Source organism: Natronococcus sp. (assembly GCF_047921035.1).
In the GTDB taxonomy this organism is placed as follows: Archaea; Halobacteriota; Halobacteria; order Halobacteriales; family Natrialbaceae; genus Natronococcus.
In genome coordinates, this window is sequence record NZ_JBLRWX010000019.1 from 26,315 (window position 1) to 41,995 (window position 15,681).

Annotated in this window: 19 protein-coding genes and 1 other RNA gene; 11 read left to right on the forward strand and 9 right to left on the reverse strand. The window is 67.8% G+C overall.

The window, feature by feature from the left end; all coding sequences use genetic code 11:
• Nucleotides 1-9: 9 nt before the first annotated feature.
• A complete protein-coding gene (locus tag ACNA7R_RS06025; protein ID WP_416282651.1) occupies nucleotides 10-402 on the forward strand; it encodes a winged helix-turn-helix domain-containing protein in 393 nt (130 codons plus the stop codon).
• A gap of 89 nt (nucleotides 403-491) precedes the next feature.
• Here the strand turns inward: ACNA7R_RS06025 and rnpB are convergent.
• Nucleotides 492-985, reverse strand: an RNA gene (rnpB, locus tag ACNA7R_RS06030) — RNase P RNA component.
• A gap of 106 nt (nucleotides 986-1,091) precedes the next feature.
• Between rnpB and ACNA7R_RS06035 the strand changes: the two genes are divergently transcribed.
• On the forward strand, nucleotides 1,092-1,691 hold the full coding sequence (locus ACNA7R_RS06035) for a TIGR00296 family protein (protein WP_416282652.1): 600 nt from the start codon (nucleotides 1,092-1,094) through the stop codon (nucleotides 1,689-1,691).
• Nucleotides 1,692-1,730: 39 nt separating this feature from the next.
• On the opposite strand, the gene ACNA7R_RS06040 is transcribed toward ACNA7R_RS06035, so the two are convergent.
• From ACNA7R_RS06040 to ACNA7R_RS06050, 3 genes are read right to left on the reverse strand one after another with little or no spacing between them, the layout of a single operon-like run.
• Complete coding sequence (locus tag ACNA7R_RS06040) at nucleotides 1,731-2,888, reverse strand: nicotinate phosphoribosyltransferase (protein ID WP_416282654.1); 1,158 nt, start codon at nucleotides 2,886-2,888, stop codon at nucleotides 1,731-1,733.
• A gap of 30 nt (nucleotides 2,889-2,918) precedes the next feature.
• On the reverse strand, nucleotides 2,919-4,385 hold the full coding sequence (locus ACNA7R_RS06045) for an Hvo_1808 family surface protein (protein ID WP_416282655.1): 1,467 nt from the start codon (nucleotides 4,383-4,385) through the stop codon (nucleotides 2,919-2,921).
• Nucleotides 4,386-4,436: 51 nt separating this feature from the next.
• The gene (locus ACNA7R_RS06050; protein ID WP_416282656.1) at nucleotides 4,437-6,068 is read right to left on the reverse strand and encodes an Hvo_1808 family surface protein; all 1,632 of its coding nucleotides are present in this window, start codon (nucleotides 6,066-6,068) and stop codon (nucleotides 4,437-4,439) included.
• A gap of 86 nt (nucleotides 6,069-6,154) precedes the next feature.
• On the opposite strand from ACNA7R_RS06050, the gene ACNA7R_RS06055 reads away from it, so the two are divergent.
• From ACNA7R_RS06055 to ACNA7R_RS06065, 3 genes are all read left to right on the forward strand, one after another.
• On the forward strand, nucleotides 6,155-6,733 hold the full coding sequence (locus ACNA7R_RS06055; protein WP_416282657.1) for a cysteine hydrolase family protein: 579 nt from the start codon (nucleotides 6,155-6,157) through the stop codon (nucleotides 6,731-6,733).
• Between the two features lie 179 nt (nucleotides 6,734-6,912).
• On the forward strand, nucleotides 6,913-7,074 hold the full coding sequence (locus ACNA7R_RS06060) for a hypothetical protein (RefSeq protein ID WP_416282658.1): 162 nt from the start codon (nucleotides 6,913-6,915) through the stop codon (nucleotides 7,072-7,074).
• A gap of 70 nt (nucleotides 7,075-7,144) precedes the next feature.
• A complete protein-coding gene (locus tag ACNA7R_RS06065) occupies nucleotides 7,145-7,306 on the forward strand; it encodes a hypothetical protein (protein WP_416282659.1) in 162 nt (53 codons plus the stop codon).
• Here the strand turns inward: ACNA7R_RS06065 and ACNA7R_RS06070 are convergent.
• Nucleotides 7,303-7,788, reverse strand: coding sequence for a PaaI family thioesterase (locus tag ACNA7R_RS06070; protein ID WP_416282660.1), 486 nt, complete (start codon nucleotides 7,786-7,788; stop codon nucleotides 7,303-7,305). The two genes, ACNA7R_RS06065 and ACNA7R_RS06070, sit on opposite strands and share 4 nt — an antisense overlap.
• A 369-nt stretch (nucleotides 7,789-8,157) precedes the next feature.
• On the opposite strand from ACNA7R_RS06070, the gene ACNA7R_RS06075 reads away from it, so the two are divergent.
• Both ACNA7R_RS06075 and ACNA7R_RS06080 read left to right on the forward strand, forming a co-directional pair.
• Nucleotides 8,158-8,616 carry a DUF4385 domain-containing protein gene (locus tag ACNA7R_RS06075; RefSeq protein ID WP_416282671.1) on the forward strand — a complete coding sequence of 153 codons (459 nt, stop codon included), beginning with the start codon at nucleotides 8,158-8,160 and terminating at the stop codon, nucleotides 8,614-8,616.
• A gap of 60 nt (nucleotides 8,617-8,676) precedes the next feature.
• Nucleotides 8,677-8,919: a Sec-independent protein translocase subunit TatA/TatB gene (locus ACNA7R_RS06080; RefSeq protein ID WP_416282661.1), complete on the forward strand. Its 243-nt coding sequence runs from the start codon at nucleotides 8,677-8,679 to the stop codon at nucleotides 8,917-8,919.
• A gap of 168 nt (nucleotides 8,920-9,087) precedes the next feature.
• Here the strand turns inward: ACNA7R_RS06080 and ACNA7R_RS06085 are convergent, their stop codons facing one another.
• Nucleotides 9,088-9,957, reverse strand: a complete 870-nt coding sequence (locus ACNA7R_RS06085) for a hypothetical protein (protein WP_416282662.1) — start codon at nucleotides 9,955-9,957, stop codon at nucleotides 9,088-9,090.
• A 58-nt stretch (nucleotides 9,958-10,015) separates the two neighbouring features.
• On the opposite strand from ACNA7R_RS06085, the gene ACNA7R_RS06090 reads away from it, so the two are divergent.
• Complete coding sequence (locus ACNA7R_RS06090) at nucleotides 10,016-10,711, forward strand: biotin/lipoate A/B protein ligase family protein (RefSeq protein ID WP_416282663.1); 696 nt, start codon at nucleotides 10,016-10,018, stop codon at nucleotides 10,709-10,711.
• 63 nt (nucleotides 10,712-10,774) lie between these two features.
• On the opposite strand, the gene ACNA7R_RS06095 is transcribed toward ACNA7R_RS06090, so the two are convergent.
• Nucleotides 10,775-11,755, reverse strand: a complete 981-nt coding sequence (locus ACNA7R_RS06095; protein WP_416282664.1) for a hypothetical protein — start codon at nucleotides 11,753-11,755, stop codon at nucleotides 10,775-10,777.
• Between the two features lie 356 nt (nucleotides 11,756-12,111).
• Between ACNA7R_RS06095 and ACNA7R_RS06100 the strand changes: the two genes are divergently transcribed.
• A complete protein-coding gene (locus tag ACNA7R_RS06100) occupies nucleotides 12,112-12,612 on the forward strand; it encodes a hypothetical protein (protein ID WP_416282665.1) in 501 nt (166 codons plus the stop codon).
• A 4-nt stretch (nucleotides 12,613-12,616) separates the two neighbouring features.
• On the opposite strand, the gene ACNA7R_RS06105 is transcribed toward ACNA7R_RS06100, so the two are convergent.
• Nucleotides 12,617-13,285: a DUF5806 family protein gene (locus ACNA7R_RS06105; RefSeq protein ID WP_416282666.1), complete on the reverse strand. Its 669-nt coding sequence runs from the start codon at nucleotides 13,283-13,285 to the stop codon at nucleotides 12,617-12,619.
• A 114-nt stretch (nucleotides 13,286-13,399) separates the two neighbouring features.
• Here ACNA7R_RS06105 and ACNA7R_RS06110 point away from each other — a divergent pair, with 114 nt between their 5' ends.
• Both ACNA7R_RS06110 and ACNA7R_RS06115 read left to right on the forward strand, forming a co-directional pair.
• A complete protein-coding gene (locus tag ACNA7R_RS06110; RefSeq protein ID WP_416282667.1) occupies nucleotides 13,400-14,536 on the forward strand; it encodes a thiolase family protein in 1,137 nt (378 codons plus the stop codon).
• A 95-nt stretch (nucleotides 14,537-14,631) separates the two neighbouring features.
• Nucleotides 14,632-14,970, forward strand: a complete 339-nt coding sequence (locus ACNA7R_RS06115) for a hypothetical protein (RefSeq protein ID WP_416282668.1) — start codon at nucleotides 14,632-14,634, stop codon at nucleotides 14,968-14,970.
• A 9-nt stretch (nucleotides 14,971-14,979) separates the two neighbouring features.
• On the opposite strand, the gene ACNA7R_RS06120 is transcribed toward ACNA7R_RS06115, so the two are convergent.
• Nucleotides 14,980-15,681 (reverse strand): ethanolamine ammonia-lyase reactivating factor EutA (locus tag ACNA7R_RS06120; protein ID WP_416282669.1); only part of this gene is annotated, 702 nt, incomplete at its 5' end.

Here is a 15,681-nt window from a genome sequence, read left to right on the forward strand (position 1 = left end):
ACGAGACGTATGGCCGAGTCCGGACGGACTGGACGGCGAACGGGGGAAGCGTTGCTACCCGAGCACAGCGTCCTCTCGCTCGAGGAGTACCTCGCAATGCAGCGCTCGATCGGTAACGAGACGCGGTTTCGCGTGCTGAACGCGCTGGTCGAGGACGGGGGACAGAGCGCCAGCGAGCTACGGGATCGGCTCGACGTGCAGTCGAACGTGCTTCACTACCACCTCGACGAACTCGTTGCTGTCGGCCTCGTCGAGAACCGGAAACGCAAGGAGCCGGACACGGACGGCCTCTACTCGTACTACCGAGCGACGTCGCTGGGCGAGGGAATCCTGCAGCACGGTGTCCGCGAACTGATCGCTCGAGAGTGGGATTCCCTCGAGGAGTACGGACAACAGACGTAGCTGACGCGTTCCTCGAGACGGCCACATAGCTGTCTCGAGAATCGGCTCGAGGGAGGTGTGAACGGCGTCGTCACTCGAGGACGAAAACTGGGTGAGAGGAGTAAGCCCCCTTCTGTTCGGTCCGGCATTCGGCTAAGCGTCCGCGCCGTCCGCGAAATCGCGGGGCGTTCGGGCTACCACGGCGCGGACTTGCACCGGTGAGGGTTCGCCGTTCCATCGATCCTCGGCCGTCTGTGTGTGGTCGACCGCGCCAGTCGACGTGAATCGCGCGGTCCGTGGATTCGAACCACGTGTGTGCGACCACACGCCCTCTGCAGGTTAACTTCCCTTCCTCGCGGTCGGGGTCGCACGCATCATCGGTCGGGCCGAGACGTGTCGTTTCTGTTCCAGAGCCAACGGTCTCCCGCTCCGGACTTGCGTCCGGTCACCCGCCCGAACGGGTGGGGGGACTTTCCTCGCGGGCGTTGGGCACCTCGGAGAGGTGGCCAACGTTGGTGCGTGGACCGACTCGGAGAGCCGATCCACGTCATGGTGATCCCGCCGTCGCCGGCGGGGTCATCGCGGCAGCCGGACTCTCTCTCCCAGCGTGGAGTAGGGACGGCAGTCGAATAAGTCCCGCGGTCGGCCCCCGAGCCGGGCCTCGAGCCGAATGGAAGCGTTTTAGGACGTCAATTCCCATGTACATTCGTATGTCCCAGCGACAGGGCGTTGACCTTTCCTACGAGGACGGCGTGCGCGCCGTCGAACTCGCGCGCGAATCCGTCGAATCCTACGTGCAACACGGACAGCGAGAGCAACCGGGCAGCATGCGGGAGGCCTTCTACGAGCGAACGGGGGCGTTCGTTCGACTCGAGTCGACCCGCGGGCGGGGGAGCCTGCGGGGCTGTGCCGGGGGGTACCGCTCGGGCGACCAGCTCGGCCACGTCATCGTCGACGCGGCGATCGAGGCCGCGAGCGAGGACTCCTGTGGCTCGGAAGTGAGCCCCTCGGAGCTGCCGAACCTTACCGTCTCGGTCTGTACAGTCAAGAACGTCGTCCTCACCGACGACCCGCTTGCCGACCTCGAGCTGGGCACCCACGGCGTCGCCGTCGACGCCGGCGAGGGCGGCTGGCTCTACCCGACGGTCCCCGTCGAGAACGGCTGGAGCGAACACGAGTACCTCGATCGTACCTGTCGGAAGGCACGGCTCGCGCCGGGCGCCTGGCAGAACGACGACGTCGTCGTCACCCTGTTCGAAGGGCAGGTCTTCCGCGAACGGGAGGCCGACGGCAGCATCGAAGAACTGTAACCGCCGCGAGCAACCTCTTCTCTTCGCGTCCGCGACCGATCAGTCGTCGAACCCGACCACCGACGCGTCCTCGAGACAGCGCTCGCTGGCGGCCTCGAGGTCGAACTCCCGAACCACCTCGCCGTCGCGGATCAGCGGCTCGAGCAAGGACTCGCCGTCGGCGGGCCCGTCCCGGTCGGCCAGCGCGACGTGGTGGCCGCCGTCGGCGGTCCGATACACGTCCTTGACACCCGAGAGCTTCCCCCGCTTGGAGATCGGTTCGTCCTCGTCGCCGATCGCGACGATATCGAGGCTGAAGTCGATCGAGTCGGCCTCGGTGATGTGGCTGCCGACGCCGAAGCCGTCGGCGACGTCTCGCAGCTCGCGGATGTTCTCGGGACCGAGCCCCCCGCTACAGAAGATGTCGACGTCCTCGTACCCTCGAGCGTCGAGTTCCCAGCGCACCTCGCGGATGATGTGTCTGAAATCGCCCCGGCGGGAGCCGGTGGTATCGATCCGGACCCCGTCGAGGTCCTCGCCGAGGGTCTCCGCGGCCAGCAGGCTCTCGCTTTTCTCGTCCCAGAAGGTATCCGCGAGCGCGATTCGAGGCGTCTCGTCGGGGACGGCCTCGTCGAACGCCCGCCAGGCATCGGCCTGGTTTCCCTCGCCGAAACAGAACATGAGCGCGTGGGGCATCGTGCCGCCCGCCTCCCGACCGAGGATCTCGCCCGCGGCGACGTGGGAGAAGCCATCTAGCCCCGCCAGCAGGGCGGCCCGCTCGACCGTCGCCGTGATCGCGGGATGAACGTGGCGAGCACCGAAGGAGAGCACCGTCGCGTCGGGCGCCGCGAGCCGGGCTTCGAGCGCGGCCGTCGCGAACCCGCTGGGCTGAGACAGAAAGCCCAGCAGGGAGGTCTCGAGCTCGGCGAACTCGAGGTACGGTCCTTCGACCCGCAGGACGGGACCGCCGTCGAACAGCTGCCCGTCGGGGAGCGCGTCGACGTCGACGTCGCGACCCTCGAACAGCGTGGCGACGTCTTTCACGCCCGTGAAGACCTCGAAGGCGCCGGTCGGGAACTGGTCGGCGGTCACCTCGGCGACCACGCGGGGATTTTTCCCCGCGTGCTCGAGGGTGGTCCGCGTTCGCTCGAAGTAGGCGTCCGTCGCGGTGCCCTCGAGGATCGCCTCCGAGGACACGATTCCGAACGGATTCGTCATACCGTCGGTTTCAGGCGGCGGTCAAATAAGCTACCCGTCTGCCGGCGCGCTCGCCGGCCGATCCGGGCCGGCACCGGGCGAGTCGGGCGCCGCAGTCGTCGGAAGCCTCGGTTCGGAATCGACGCTGCCGGAGGAAGGTCCCCCGCTCGCGTGGACGGCCTCGAGGTCGTCGACCGCGGGCGCGCCGACGATCTCGACCCGATCCCCGTCGACCGCGACGCGATAGGCGCCGGCGAAGGGATCCTCGTCGCCGATTCGGTAGGCCTCGGCGTCGACGCCGTCGACGGCCGCATCTGGGTCGTCGACCGATTCGGCGTCGTTGGCCGCCAGCAGGTCGCGGTAGGCGTCGGCGAACGCCGCGGCGTCGGCCTCGCTCTCCCAGGCGAGCGACCAGACGTGGGCCGTCTCGTTGTCCGCTCTCTCGTACACCCGGAACTCGTCGCCGGCCCAGCCGTCGGTCGCGGGGTGGGAGTAGTTGTACGGCACCGGCTCGGTTCCGCCCTCGTCGATCGGGCGGTCGATCACGCCGTTGGCCCAGAGGCTCCCGAACAGGGTCGCCTCGCCGACCGTCTCGGTTCGGGGCTCGCCGTCGCCGTCAGTCTCGAGGTCCCATTCCCCCGACGAACGGTCCTCGAGGGCGATCTCGATGGGGTCGTGGGGATAGCGCTCCGGGCGGATCAGCTCCGAGGTAGTGGTCGGCCGCTCGTCGTGGGCGCGGTCGACGGCCTCCCAGCCGCCGGTCTCGTGGAGGTGCGAGACGAACGACGGTCCCTCGGCGTAGGGGACGTAGATCGAGAGGAAGAGGCCGACGTTGAACGGCCGTTCGGCGATCTCGGCCGTCGGCTCCGGCGGCTTGGCGAGACAGTCCCACTCCGCCTCGCAGCGCTGCTCGTACAGGTACGGCACGTAGTTCGCCTCGCCCTCGAACACGCCGTTCTCGGCTCGGCGCTCGTCGATCGTCTCGCCGCGGCGCTCGAGGCCGAACCGCTGGTCCTGCAGGGCGTGGACGAGTTCGTGGACTAACGTGCCGCGGTCGACCCGGAACTCGTCGCTGCCGTCGGTGACAAGCACGATCCGATCGCTCGAGTAGTAGCCCTGTACCGCCCCGCCGTACAGCTCGTCGAACGCGCGGTTGACGTCCGTCTCGCCGTCGACGACGAACGCCCCGCGCCAGAGCTCGTTCCGGAACGCGGAGGCGTTCGCGGACTCCCCGCGCTGCTCGCGGTACTCCTCGCGGCTGATCACCTCGAGCTCGACGTCGTGCTCGAAGGGTAGTCCCCGGATGACTTCGATCCGGGCCATCGACCGGTAGGTCGCCGCCTCGAGCTGCGCCTTCGTAAGTCGGTCCTCGCCGTCGAACGCGAAACTGTCGTCGTAGGCGTAGTCGCCGATCTGGCCCAGCTCGCGGTCGTCGTCGAACCGATCCGGCGAGTACGGGAGCGTACAGCCCGAAAGGACGACGAGCGCGACCACGGCCAGCAGTGTCCCGCGACGCATCGGTGGCCCATTCGCCGGGAGGGAGAAAGGTCCGTCGCTCGGAGGAGCGGGTTATCGACTCGAGCGGGCTCGAGCCGCGGTCGCGATTGCGATCGTGATCGCCGCCGCGACGACCGCTGTGGGAGCGCCGAAGCCGGGGATCGAGTCGTCTTCGTCGCTCGTCTCACCGCCATCGTTCGCCTCGGGCCCGACGTCGTCGACCTCGATCGTGTCCTCGCCCTCGGGCGCGGCGCCGTCGTCGACGGCCGGAAGCTCCTCGACCGAGGGAGCGTTGACGATCGTCACCGTCTCGCCGTCGTGATCGACGTAGTAGGCGCCGGGGTACGCCTCGTCGACGACGTACGTGTCCTGCCGGTCGTCGACGGGCTCGGCGTCCTGCAGATCGAGCAGCTCCTGGTAGCCCGCGAGGAACTGCTCGGCCTCGTCGCTCGAGGTCCACTCGGTCTCCCAGACGTAGCCGGCCCGGTCGGCGGCCGCGGCCGGATCGTCGGTGTCGGCGTCGTCGGCGACGTAGGTCACGAGTTCGTCGCCGGCCCAGCCGTCGGTGTAGGGCTGGTCGTAGTCGTAACCGCCCAAGTCCGTCTCGAAGAACGCGTCGGGACCGATCACCGACGGCTCGTTCGAGTCGTGGGCGTCGCCGGCGAACATCGCGACCAGCCCCGCCTCGCCGTAGGATTCGGTCGCGGGCTCGCCGTCGACCTCGAGGGGGCTCCAGCTCTCGTTCGATCGGTCCTCGACGTCGATATCGGCGGGCTCGCGGCCCTCACCCGGGCGGATCACTTCCGAGCTGCTGGCGGGCGGGTCGTCGTAGGCAGCGTCGACGGCGTCCCAGTCCTCGCCCTGCTCGGACAGGTGGTCTACGTAGTCGGGACCGTCGCTGTAGGGCTGGAAGATCGTCGCGTACAGCACCCAGTTCACGTCGGGCGGGTCGCCCGCGGCGTCGGCGGGCTCGAGGCAGTCCCACGCCGCGTCACAGCGCTGTTCGTACGCGGTCTCGACCCGGACGGCGTCGCCCTCGATCAGGCCGTTCTTGGCGTTGTCCTGGTCGACCGTTTCGCGGTCGTAACTCGAGAGGTCGAACTGCTGGTCCTGCAGGGCGTGGAGGAGTTCGTGGCCGAGGACGACCTCGTCGAGTTCGGGCGCCTCGGCGCTGTCGGAGACGAGCACGACCTGGTTCGTCGCGGGCTCGTAGTAGCCGCCCACGGTCCCGCCGTACAGCGCCTCCTGGGCCTCGGTCGCGTCGGTCTCGCGGTCGACCGCGAACAGCGCCTCGGCGTTGACGTTCAGCTGGATCCGCTCGTCACCCTCCACGTCGGCGAAGAGGTCGTCGTTGTCCGCCTCGAACTCCTCGCGGGAGACGACCTCGACGGGGACGTCGTCCTCGAAGGTCAGCCCGCGGATCTCCTCGACGCGGGCCATCGATCGGTAGACGACCGCCTCGAGTTCGTCGTCCTCGACGACCGCGCCGTCGCGCTCGTCGACGGCGAGTTCGTCGTCGTACCAGTAGCCCTCGACGTAGCCGACCGTTCCCTCGGTGGTCGGCTCGTCCGCTCGGTCGGTCTCGGTCGTCTCGCCGATCGGGCCGGCCGAGAGCAGTCCGGGGACCGCGCCGCTGGCCGCGAGCACCAGCAGCGCCGCCACCGCGAGGAGGACGGCGACCGTCCGCGTGCGCCTCGAGTTCATTCCGGGATACCGACCCGTAAGCGAGGACGGATCAAAAGACCGACGGTCGGGCGAACGTTTAGTGGATCGATCGCCTACGCTCGCGTATGCACCTCGAGCCAGCGACCACCGCACTCGTCGTCGTCGACATGCAAAACGGCTTCTGTCACCCCGAGGGCACGCTGCACGCCCCGGGCAGCGAGGACGTGATCGAACCCGTCGCCGACCTCGTCGACCGGGCCCGCGAGGCCGACGTGCAGGTGATCTACACGCGTGACGTTCACCCGCCCGAGCAGTTCGAGGAGGCCTACTACTACGACGAGTTCGAGCAGTGGGGCGAACACGTCGTCGAGGGCTCCTGGGAGGCCGAGATCGTCGACGAACTCGAGGTTCGCGAGGAGGATCACGTCGTCGAGAAACACACCTACGACGCCTTCTACAACACCGAACTCGAGGGGTGGCTGAACGCCCGCGGCATCCGCGACCTCGTCATCTGTGGCACTCTCGCGAACGTCTGCGTGCTCCACACCGGCGGCAGCGCCGGCCTGCGTGATTTCCGCCCGATCATGGTCGAAGACTGCATCGGCTCGATCGAGGACGACCACCTCGAGTACGCCCTGGAACACGCCGCGTGGCTGTTCGGCGAGGTCGTCGAGCGCGACGACCTCGAGTTCGACGCGGCGTAGGTGCGGTCGCTCCGACGATCGTTTTCGACGTCCGCGCCCGCCTCGAGGAGGGAGGCTTTTGGTGTCTCCTTCGAACGATTCGGTATGTGCGTTCCCCGCCGACGTCCCAGTGTGCGAGCGATCGAACGACTCGGAGCGGCGACACCGACCACGGTCACCACCTGCGAGGGAAGCCACGAATGAAGCGCCGCAACCTCCAGTTGCTGTACGCCGGCGGGATCGCGCTCAACACCGTCGCGCTCATCGCCGCGGCCACGACCGGATCGACGCTGTACGCCGCGACGTTCGGGCTCGTGATCGTCTACCTCGGCGTCCGATACTGGATGGTCAGTAAGGACTAAGAACGACCGACGTATAGAACGGCAATCTGTACAGCCGTACTCGTACCCGCTCGAGCGACGACGGAGACGTATGGAGCCGGTTCCCGCCTCCCTCGAGACTGCGATCTACGGCTACTTCCTGTTCGTCGCGGCCGTCGGCTGCTATCTCCACCTCCGGATCCGGGCGAGCGCTCGAGCGCGAGCCGACGAGAGCGCCCGAGACGCCGACCGAACTGACGGGTCGTCGCCCTAGTCGCCCCGGAAGATCCGATAGGATCCCTGTCCGGTCGCGACGGCCTTCGTCTCGCCGTCGGGGGTCGTACTCTCGACCGTGACCTCGCTGACTCCCACGGTCGAGCCCGCGCGGACGACCTCCGCGGTCGCCTCGAGGTCGCCCGTCGCCGGGCGGAGGTAGTTGACATTCAGGTTGATCGTCGCGACGCCCGTCGAGAGCGGGTCCTCGAGCTGGGTCTGGATCGCGAACCCGCCGACGGTGTCGATCAGCGTCGCGGCGATCCCGCCGTGGATGTCGGGACGCTGGTCGGGACCCGCGTTCGGCCGGATGTTGGTGAGCTTCTCGTCGTAGGGGATCGACAGCGTCATCGTCCCGTTGTCGACGTCCTCGACGCTGGTGCCGATCCAGGAGAGGAACTCGTGGTTCTCGTCGATGTAGCGCTGGAGGAACCGGGCGAGGTCGTCGATCTCCGCGGCCGAGTTCGGCGGGTCGTCGGTCATGTCACCTCGTGCACGTGCGACGCTCTTTACGGCTGCGCTTCGCGGGTTCTCCGGGAGCAGGGTGAGCGTTCATCCGGCTCGAGGGCGTCTCGAGGGTATGAACGACTCCTCGAGCGGACGACCCTGCGGTGGTCCGCGTGGCTGACGGCTCCGACGGCGAGAGTGACGGCCCCGAGTACGACACCGACTTCCGCGCGCATCCCGAGGAGTACGAGATCGGTCGCGGCGAGGAGGGCGTCTTGCAACCACCTTTTTTCCGTTCGGGTTCGTTCCCTACGGTCCCTCACCCATCACGCAAAAAATCTGGGCTAAAAAAAGCCGCGACCTCGCGTTGCTCGGCCGCGGTGATGACGAAAACGTGCAGTGGTGATCACCGTGCCTGACGACTCCGACGGTCCCGAGTACGACACGGACTTCCGCGCACATCCCGACGAGTACGAGATCGGTCATAGCGAAGAAGGCGTGTTCAAAGTCGAACCGTACAAGAGCGAACTGCTACCGCTGTGGTCGTACAAAGACGAGGAGAGCGCTCGAGAGTCTGCCGAGTCGATCTACGAACGCTACGAACGGTACCGCGAGGACGGCGACTTTCCGGGGATGGACATGGCCCGGAAGTACCTTCAGATGGGGTACACGCGGGCGATGCGCTACGCGAAGTATCCCGGCGGGACGAAGTACGGTGACGACGGGGAGGAACTCGAGCCCGAGCAGTGGGCCGACGAGGAGAAACGCGAGGCGGCGCTGGTGTTCGAGGAATACTGGGAGCGCGTTCGGGAAGACGAGGCGTATCGGGAGGCGAAAGATCGACACCGGGACCGTCGCGAGTAGGTTTCTCGGCCGCCGCAGGTTTCTAGTTTAACCCTTCTCGAGGCGTACCCCTACTCTACGATGAGTTCACTAGTACCGCTGTTCATGATGCCCGGTGGGCCCGAACTGCTCATCATCCTCTTCATCGCCGTCCTGCTGTTCGGTTCGACGAAGCTCCCCGGACTCGCTCGCGCCGCGGGCGAGTCAATGGGGGAGTTCGAGAAGGGACGAACCAAGGTCGAACACGAACTCGAGGAGATGCGAACCGCTGCTCGAGAGAGCGCCGATCCCGACGCCGAAGAAGTGGAACGAACCGCCGACTGACCCTCGCTGACGCCGTTTTTACCGATCACCGACTGCAGGGACCGGCTCCGTCACCGGAACTCGCTGATCGCTGGTTGGCAGATCGGGACACTTTGCGTTCCGAGAACGGCGAAAGCCGTCGGTTCCGCCTCGCATCTCCGCGAACGTCCGCGGAGCCGGGCTCGCTCGCTACGGGCCCGGACGAACGGAGACGTCGACGCCGTCGCCGACACTGAGTTCTACTTCCGGGCAGATCAGCTTCGCCCCGAAGTCGGCGTCGCGAGCGCAGAACAGCGACAACCCCGTGATCGGCTCGCCGTTCGCGAGGACGACCACGTCGTCCCAGTCGATCGTCCGTCCCTCGAGGACGCCGAGGCGGTCGCCGTTCAGGGAGACGGCTCCCGTAGCGGACCCCTCGAGCCCGAGCAGGCCGCCACCGTCGTAGTGAGGGAGCCCGCCGTCGAGAACGGCTCCGGAGTCCGCACCGACGCCGACGAACCTCGAGCCGGGATCGGGGTGGGTCGGCGCGTCCAGTACGGCGTAGGTCTCGCCCGTCGCGACGACCCGACCGGTGCCGTTCCAGGCGAGGGGTTCGATCTCGACACCGGGCTCGAGCGGAAGCGAGCCCGACGCCCGGTACGGGTTCTGCTCCGACTCCCGGAAGCCGACGTGGAGGTGGTTGTCGACCCAGGGTGCGAAGAAGCCGGCGCGAACCAGGGTGCCAAGCGACTCCCCCGCCGCGACACGGTCCCCGCTCGAGACGGTCGGCTCGACGTGGAGGATACGGGCGGTCAGCCCCTCGAGTTCGGCGGGGCCGTCGCAGTCGATCACGATCAGGTAGTCGTGCTCGGGGGCGTACGGCTTCGGCGGCGCGCGGACGGTGCGGGTCTCGCGGACGACGCCGGAGACCGGGCTGGGTGCGGCGGTCGTCCGGCCGTCGCGGAGGGTCCCGGGGTACAGATCGACCGCACAGCCGCCGTCGTGGGCGCGGTACGGCGAGTTGTACAGCGAGAACCGCCGGTAGCGGGCGAGCAGCGCGTCGGGGAGGGTGACGGCCATCTCTCGCCTGCGAGTCGGCAGCGGGAGCGTTTAGACCCATCGACCCGAACGTCGGGACATGCGCGTGTTCCGGGGCCGAGCGGGGACGATCGAAGCCGACCGCGAGGCGAGCGAGCGCCTCCTCGAGGTCGCCGCGGACGGCGAGCGCGCCGTCCGGGTCTGGACGCCCCATCGGCAGGTCGCCTTCGGCCGGCGGGATAGCCGCCTCGAGGGGTACGATCGGGCCCGCGAGGCCGCTCGCGAGCGGGGATTTCCCCCGGTCGAGCGCAGCGTAGGCGGACGGGCCGTCGCCTACGACGGCGAGACGACGCTGGCGTTCGCCCGGGCCGAGCCGATCGACGATTTTCGTCGGGGCACCGACGAGCGCTACGAGCGACTGACGAGCGACGTGGCCCGCGCGCTGGAGGAGGTCGGCGTCGACCTCGAGCGCGGCGAACCCGACGCCTCGTTCTGTCCGGGCGCGCACTCCCTGTCGACGGCCGAGCAGGACGGTCTTCGGAAGATCGCCGGCATCGCCCAGCGGGTCCGTCAGGACGCGGCGCTGGTCTCGGGGATCCTCGTCGTCGACGGCCGCGAGGAGCTGGCGGCAGTTCTCGAGGGGGTCTACGGCGCGCTCGGAGTGGCGTTCGATCCCGCCAGTGTCGGCAGCATCGCTCGCGTCAGCGGCGAGGACGACCCGACGCCGATCGCGCGGGCGATCGAGGACGAGCTGATCGGCGACCGCGATCCGACGATCGTCGAGGTGACGGCGTGATCGCGCCTCGAGGACGCACTCGAGCGCCGATCCCCGCTCCGTCTCGGCCGCGGCTCGCCCCGCCTAAGGATCGCAGGCCTCGGGGTCGAACGCTCCCCCGATCGCCATCGAGTGGTCGTCGTAGTAGGCATAGAGGTTCTGTGGGGCCGTATAGCTGCCGCCGTAGTGGCCGACGGGGCCCGTCGTCTCGATCGCGTTGTTCTCCCGGTCAGTCGTAAACTGGAGGTTCTCGCGCTCGTAGATCGGGTCGCCGTCGAGCCAGTAGCGGACGACACCGTCAGGGTTGGGGGAGCCGCCGCTGACCGTGTTGACGCGGACGTAGTACTCGAACTCGTACCATCGGCCGGGGACGATCTGGGGGGTCGCGAGCGCGTTCGGTTCGCCGTCGACGATGTAGCTCTGTTCGCCGTACTCGCCCTGTCCCTCGCCCATGTGGTACGTGTTCGAGAGGAGGTGGTAGGGACCCTCGGGGTCGGCGTCACGGGTGGTGACGTACATCCGGTTGCTCCAGCCGTTGGTGCCGTCGGGCGTACCGCCGCCCGCGCTTCCGGGTCCGCGCGCGATAGCGCAGTTCCAGAGCCGGCAGTTGGCCAGCCGTCGCCCCGGCATCGACCACCCGGTATTGAGCGCGAAGTCGACGCGGCCGTTGAGTTCGATTACTCCGTCTTCGAAGTCGTAGTGAGTGCTTACGCCCCAGTTGTCTCCCTCCCTGATCCGCATCTGGAGGGCCCGATCGCCGGAGGACGTCGGACTGGAAACGAGGGCCAGGTTGTCGGCGTCGCCGTTCGAGACCCGGTAGAGATCGGTCCAGTCCTCGACCGCGTCGTAGTCGAGGTGGAGTATCTCCTCGGGGTCGCTACAGGCCGCCGCAGCGCGGTCGACGCCGAGGCTCGCGAGACCAAGCAGTCCGCCGGTACCCAGCATCCCGCCCGCACGGAGCGTCCGCCGGCGGGAGATGCGGGGGCCGGCCGCCCCGTCGGTGGAGTCGTGTTCGTCGCGTCGGTCGCTCGCGGGCTTGTCGGGCTCTGAGCTGTTCGTCGTCATTCCGGCTACAGCTGACAGATCACTCGTCAAAGTATCGAACCGGCTACCAGTCGACTCGAGAGATTACGGGTTGTCTGACGGGTCGTATCGCCTCGAAAACGGAGTTTAGGGAGACGACAGGCGGTCCGGCGACGATTCGACGGGACGTCTACATCGAGCGACATCGGCCGCACGTCGTCGGACGGTAGTTTTCGCGATCTCGCAGGAATCACAAGCACCCGCTACTCGAGGACGTGGACCGTTCTTCCGTCGAAACAGTCGGGAGAGGAGCCGATCGGCTGCGACGCGGGGCCGGCAACGCTTTTCCGGTTAGCGGTGGGGAATGCGGGTATGACGCGACTCGCGGAGGAACCGAGATGAACGACGAGCCGAACCCGACGACCACTCCGGAGTGGGAGGAGTTAGTCGCAGACGCCGACGGGATCGCCGCGGAGTACCGCGAGAACGGCTGGGACGCCGTCGTCCTCGAGCCGATCGACGTGACGCCGGTCGAGCGGGCCGATCGCGCGGGGCTCGACGTCACGATCGCGGAGTCGGCGTACGACCGCGTCGCGGACCTCGTCGGGAGCGACGACGTCTCGTTCGGGGACGCGGAGGTGTACTACCGGCCCTCGGAGGGCAAGGATCGGCGGTTCGCGCTGGTCGTCGAGCGCGACGAGCACAGCGAGAGCGCTGTCTTCGTACCGGTAACCTACGCGCTCTCGGCGTCGCGGGCGGTCTTCGAGCGCGCGCTTCGCGAGGAAGACCTCCAGCTTCACATCCGTCCCGAGGCCGCCGACGAGTGGATCGTCTTCTCCCACGACGATCCGTCGCTGTTCCTCGAGGAAGCAGACGTTCGCGAGTGGACCGACGGGTAGACCGTTACTCCTCGTCGGTCTCCCGGTCGCGAAGCTCCTCGCTGGCCTCGCGTACTTCTCGCATGACGCTCGAGATCCGCTCCTCGGCCTCGAGTTCCTCGTCGACCGAGAGGTCGACGCCCTCGACCTCGAGGAGGAACTTCGCGACCTCGGTCGACTCGTACATCACGTCGTCTAACTCCTCGGCGGTGAAGAAGTCACACATCGCGCCGTAGAGGAACGTCGCCCCCGCCATGCGGACCTTCTCCTCGAAGGAGGCTCGAGCCTGGTTGACCGCCTGGGGCGTGTAGGTATCGGTCATGAAGGGGACGAGTTCGGGGAGGTTCTCGCCGATCTTGGTCATCTCGACGCCGGTCTCGGTCCGGAAGTCCGAACAGAGCCGCGCGATGGCCCACTCGCGGGCCGTAATGTAGGTTCGGTCGCGCAGGAACTCGTTGACCCGCTCGTACTGGGCGCCGTCCATCTTCTTGAAGCGGGCGTACTTCTGGACGTCGTCCGGGACGTCGCGCTCCTGGGGCTCCGGATCGGGGACGTTCGGCATCGGGCCGTCGCCGGCGGAACCGCCGGTATCACCCGCGTCTCCGGCGTCGGCTGGATCCCGGTCGTCGCCATCGGATTCGTCGATCCGAGCGTCCTCGGCCTCGAGCCCGGCGTCCGCACCGTCGTCGTTCATGGCCGCGTATTGCCAGCTACTCGGGATAAGCGTTGTTCTCGAGCGAGCGTAAACTCCGCTCGCATCCTCGAGAGTTCTATCGAATTTAAGTTCGTGAGGAATGTTCGATACGGTATGTCACAGACTCCGGTCGTCGCCAAGGCGGTACGAACCCCCCAGGGGAAAGAAGACGGCGTCTTCGCGGACCTCCGCAGCGAGGACCTTTCGGTCGCACTGATCGACGAAATTCTCGCCGAAACCGGCCTCTCCGGCGAGGATATCGACGACCTGATGTGGGGGTGCGCCCAGCAGCGCGGCGAGCAGGGCAACAACCTGGCCCGCGTCATCGCCCTCCTCTCGGAGCTGGGTGAGGACGTCCCCGGGACAACGATCAACCGCTGGTGTGCCTCCTCGATGCAGGCCGTGATCTCGGCGTCGGACGCGATCGCAGCGGGCAACCGCGACGCGATCATCGCGGGCGGCGTCGAGAACATGTCCCGCGTGCCGATGGGCGAGAACACCCACAACGTCCACCCGCGGATGGCCGAGTACTACAACATCGGCGAGCTCCAGATGGGGATGACCGCCGAGAAGGTCGCCGAGGAGTACGGCGTCAGCCGCGAGGAGCAAGACGAGTACGCCGCCCGAAGCCAGCAGCGGGCCGGGGAGGCGACCGAGGAGGGCCGCTTCGACGACGAGATCGTCCCGATCGAAACTGACGACGGCACCGTCGACGAGGACGAGGGAATTCGGCCGGGCACGACGGCGGAGAAACTCGCCGAACTGCCCACGGTGTTCAAATCCGACGGCACCGTTACGCCGGGCAACGCCTCCCAGATCTCCGACGGCGCCTCCGCCCTGCTGATCACGAGCGAGTCGTTCGCCGAGGAACACGACCTCGAGATCCTCGCTGAGGTCGGCATGAACAACGTCGCCGGCGTCGACCCGACCGTGATGGGGATCGGTCCGGTGCCGGCGACCGAGGGGCTGCTCGAGCGCAACGGGCGCGACATCGAGGAGTACGACCTCGTCGAACTCAACGAGGCGTTCGCCAGCCAGTCGATCTACTCCCGCGACGAACTCGGAATCGACCCCGAGACGTTCAACGTCAACGGCGGCGCGATCGCGATCGGGCACCCGCTGGGGGCTTCCGGCGCGCGCCTGCCGGTGACGCTGATCCACGAGCTCAGAAAGCGCGGCGGCGGCAGCGGCCTGGCGACGCTGTGTGTCGGCTTCGGACAGGGTGCGGCGATCGAGTTCGAGGTCAACTGAGACACGGTTCGGGCCTTTTCGGGCCGTTGGGGTCGAACGGTTTCGGATCGTATTCAGCAGGCGATTTAACAACGCTCGAGCCCGTATCGAGCCCAATGAGCACCATCCTGCTAGCGGCGATCGTCGGGATCCCGCTCGTCTGGCATCTCGCGATCACCGCGTTCGTCTACTACGACGCCGGGAAGGTCGGGCTCGAGCCGCCGACGAAGTGGGCAGGATTGACGCTTCTGATTCCGATCTTCGGCTTTTTCATCTACCTCTTCGAGCGCAGCGAACTCGACTACGATCCCGAGGAGGACCCCTACAAGGGTCAGAACTACAACATCCACCCCTCGCGAGCGGACGACGCGCCGCTGCCCTCGCGGGGCGACGACCGGAAGGGGCCGGACGATCTCGGAGGACCGAACGGATCGGACTCCGAGAGGGAGCGGTAGTCGCCGCCGTCAGAACGCGAGCGTCTTGACGACGACGGGAACGCTGTCGTGGCCCGCGATCGGCGTGCCGACGTCGAGGTAGTCGCCGTCCCCGGCGATCAGTTCGTCGAGCACGACGAGGGGACGATCGCTGCGGCGCTCGAGGAGCTGTCCCAGCGCCTTCGCGCAGTTCTGGCGAACGACGACGACGGCGGGGAGCGAGGGCGGCAACGGCTCGATCCCCCCTGCGAGCGCGTCCGCAACCGATCCCAGCCGCTCGTACTCGAGCGGACCCACGTCCTCGATCGCGAGGGCGACGGCGTCGACCGCCGAGAGATCGTGTAGCTCCCAGAGCCGAGCGACCGTCGACTCGAGGCGCACGCGGAGGGCCGAGCCTCCCAGATCGGCGAGCGTCCCGGCCGCAGCCACCGGAACGTTCCGGAGCGGCAGCAGGTCGGATTCGAGCGAGATCGTCCGCCCGCTGAGCGTCGTCGACTCCGTACCGGCGCCGACGACGGTCGCCCGCAGGTCCTCCGCGGACTCGAGAACGGGCCAGGATCGCACCCGCTCGTGCTCGCGGAGCGCGGCCGCGAGTAGCCCCCCGAGGTCGCCGTGGGCGAACGGGTCGGCCGGCGGCGAGCCGACGAGTCGGCCGACCCCGCCGCTGAAAACGACGCCGTCGAGGGAGACGGGCTCGGCCGACAGCTCGCCGATCGACAGCTCACGCGTGAG

Coding starts and splice junctions, on each gene's coding strand:
- ACNA7R_RS06025 (WP_416282651.1), top strand. CDS start 10: ATGGCCGAGTCCGGACGGACTGGACGGCGAACGGGGGAAGCGTTGCTA.
- ACNA7R_RS06035 (WP_416282652.1), top strand. CDS start 1,092: ATGTCCCAGCGACAGGGCGTTGACCTTTCCTACGAGGACGGCGTGCGC.
- ACNA7R_RS06040 (WP_416282654.1), bottom strand. CDS start 2,888: ATGACGAATCCGTTCGGAATCGTGTCCTCGGAGGCGATCCTCGAGGGC.
- ACNA7R_RS06045 (WP_416282655.1), bottom strand. CDS start 4,385: ATGCGTCGCGGGACACTGCTGGCCGTGGTCGCGCTCGTCGTCCTTTCG.
- ACNA7R_RS06050 (WP_416282656.1), bottom strand. CDS start 6,068: ATGAACTCGAGGCGCACGCGGACGGTCGCCGTCCTCCTCGCGGTGGCG.
- ACNA7R_RS06055 (WP_416282657.1), top strand. CDS start 6,155: ATGCACCTCGAGCCAGCGACCACCGCACTCGTCGTCGTCGACATGCAA.
- ACNA7R_RS06060 (WP_416282658.1), top strand. CDS start 6,913: ATGAAGCGCCGCAACCTCCAGTTGCTGTACGCCGGCGGGATCGCGCTC.
- ACNA7R_RS06065 (WP_416282659.1), top strand. CDS start 7,145: ATGGAGCCGGTTCCCGCCTCCCTCGAGACTGCGATCTACGGCTACTTC.
- ACNA7R_RS06070 (WP_416282660.1), bottom strand. CDS start 7,788: ATGACCGACGACCCGCCGAACTCGGCCGCGGAGATCGACGACCTCGCC.
- ACNA7R_RS06080 (WP_416282661.1), top strand. CDS start 8,677: ATGAGTTCACTAGTACCGCTGTTCATGATGCCCGGTGGGCCCGAACTG.
- ACNA7R_RS06085 (WP_416282662.1), bottom strand. CDS start 9,957: ATGGCCGTCACCCTCCCCGACGCGCTGCTCGCCCGCTACCGGCGGTTC.
- ACNA7R_RS06090 (WP_416282663.1), top strand. CDS start 10,016: ATGCGCGTGTTCCGGGGCCGAGCGGGGACGATCGAAGCCGACCGCGAG.
- ACNA7R_RS06095 (WP_416282664.1), bottom strand. CDS start 11,755: ATGACGACGAACAGCTCAGAGCCCGACAAGCCCGCGAGCGACCGACGC.
- ACNA7R_RS06100 (WP_416282665.1), top strand. CDS start 12,112: ATGAACGACGAGCCGAACCCGACGACCACTCCGGAGTGGGAGGAGTTA.
- ACNA7R_RS06105 (WP_416282666.1), bottom strand. CDS start 13,285: ATGAACGACGACGGTGCGGACGCCGGGCTCGAGGCCGAGGACGCTCGG.
- ACNA7R_RS06110 (WP_416282667.1), top strand. CDS start 13,400: ATGTCACAGACTCCGGTCGTCGCCAAGGCGGTACGAACCCCCCAGGGG.
- ACNA7R_RS06115 (WP_416282668.1), top strand. CDS start 14,632: ATGAGCACCATCCTGCTAGCGGCGATCGTCGGGATCCCGCTCGTCTGG.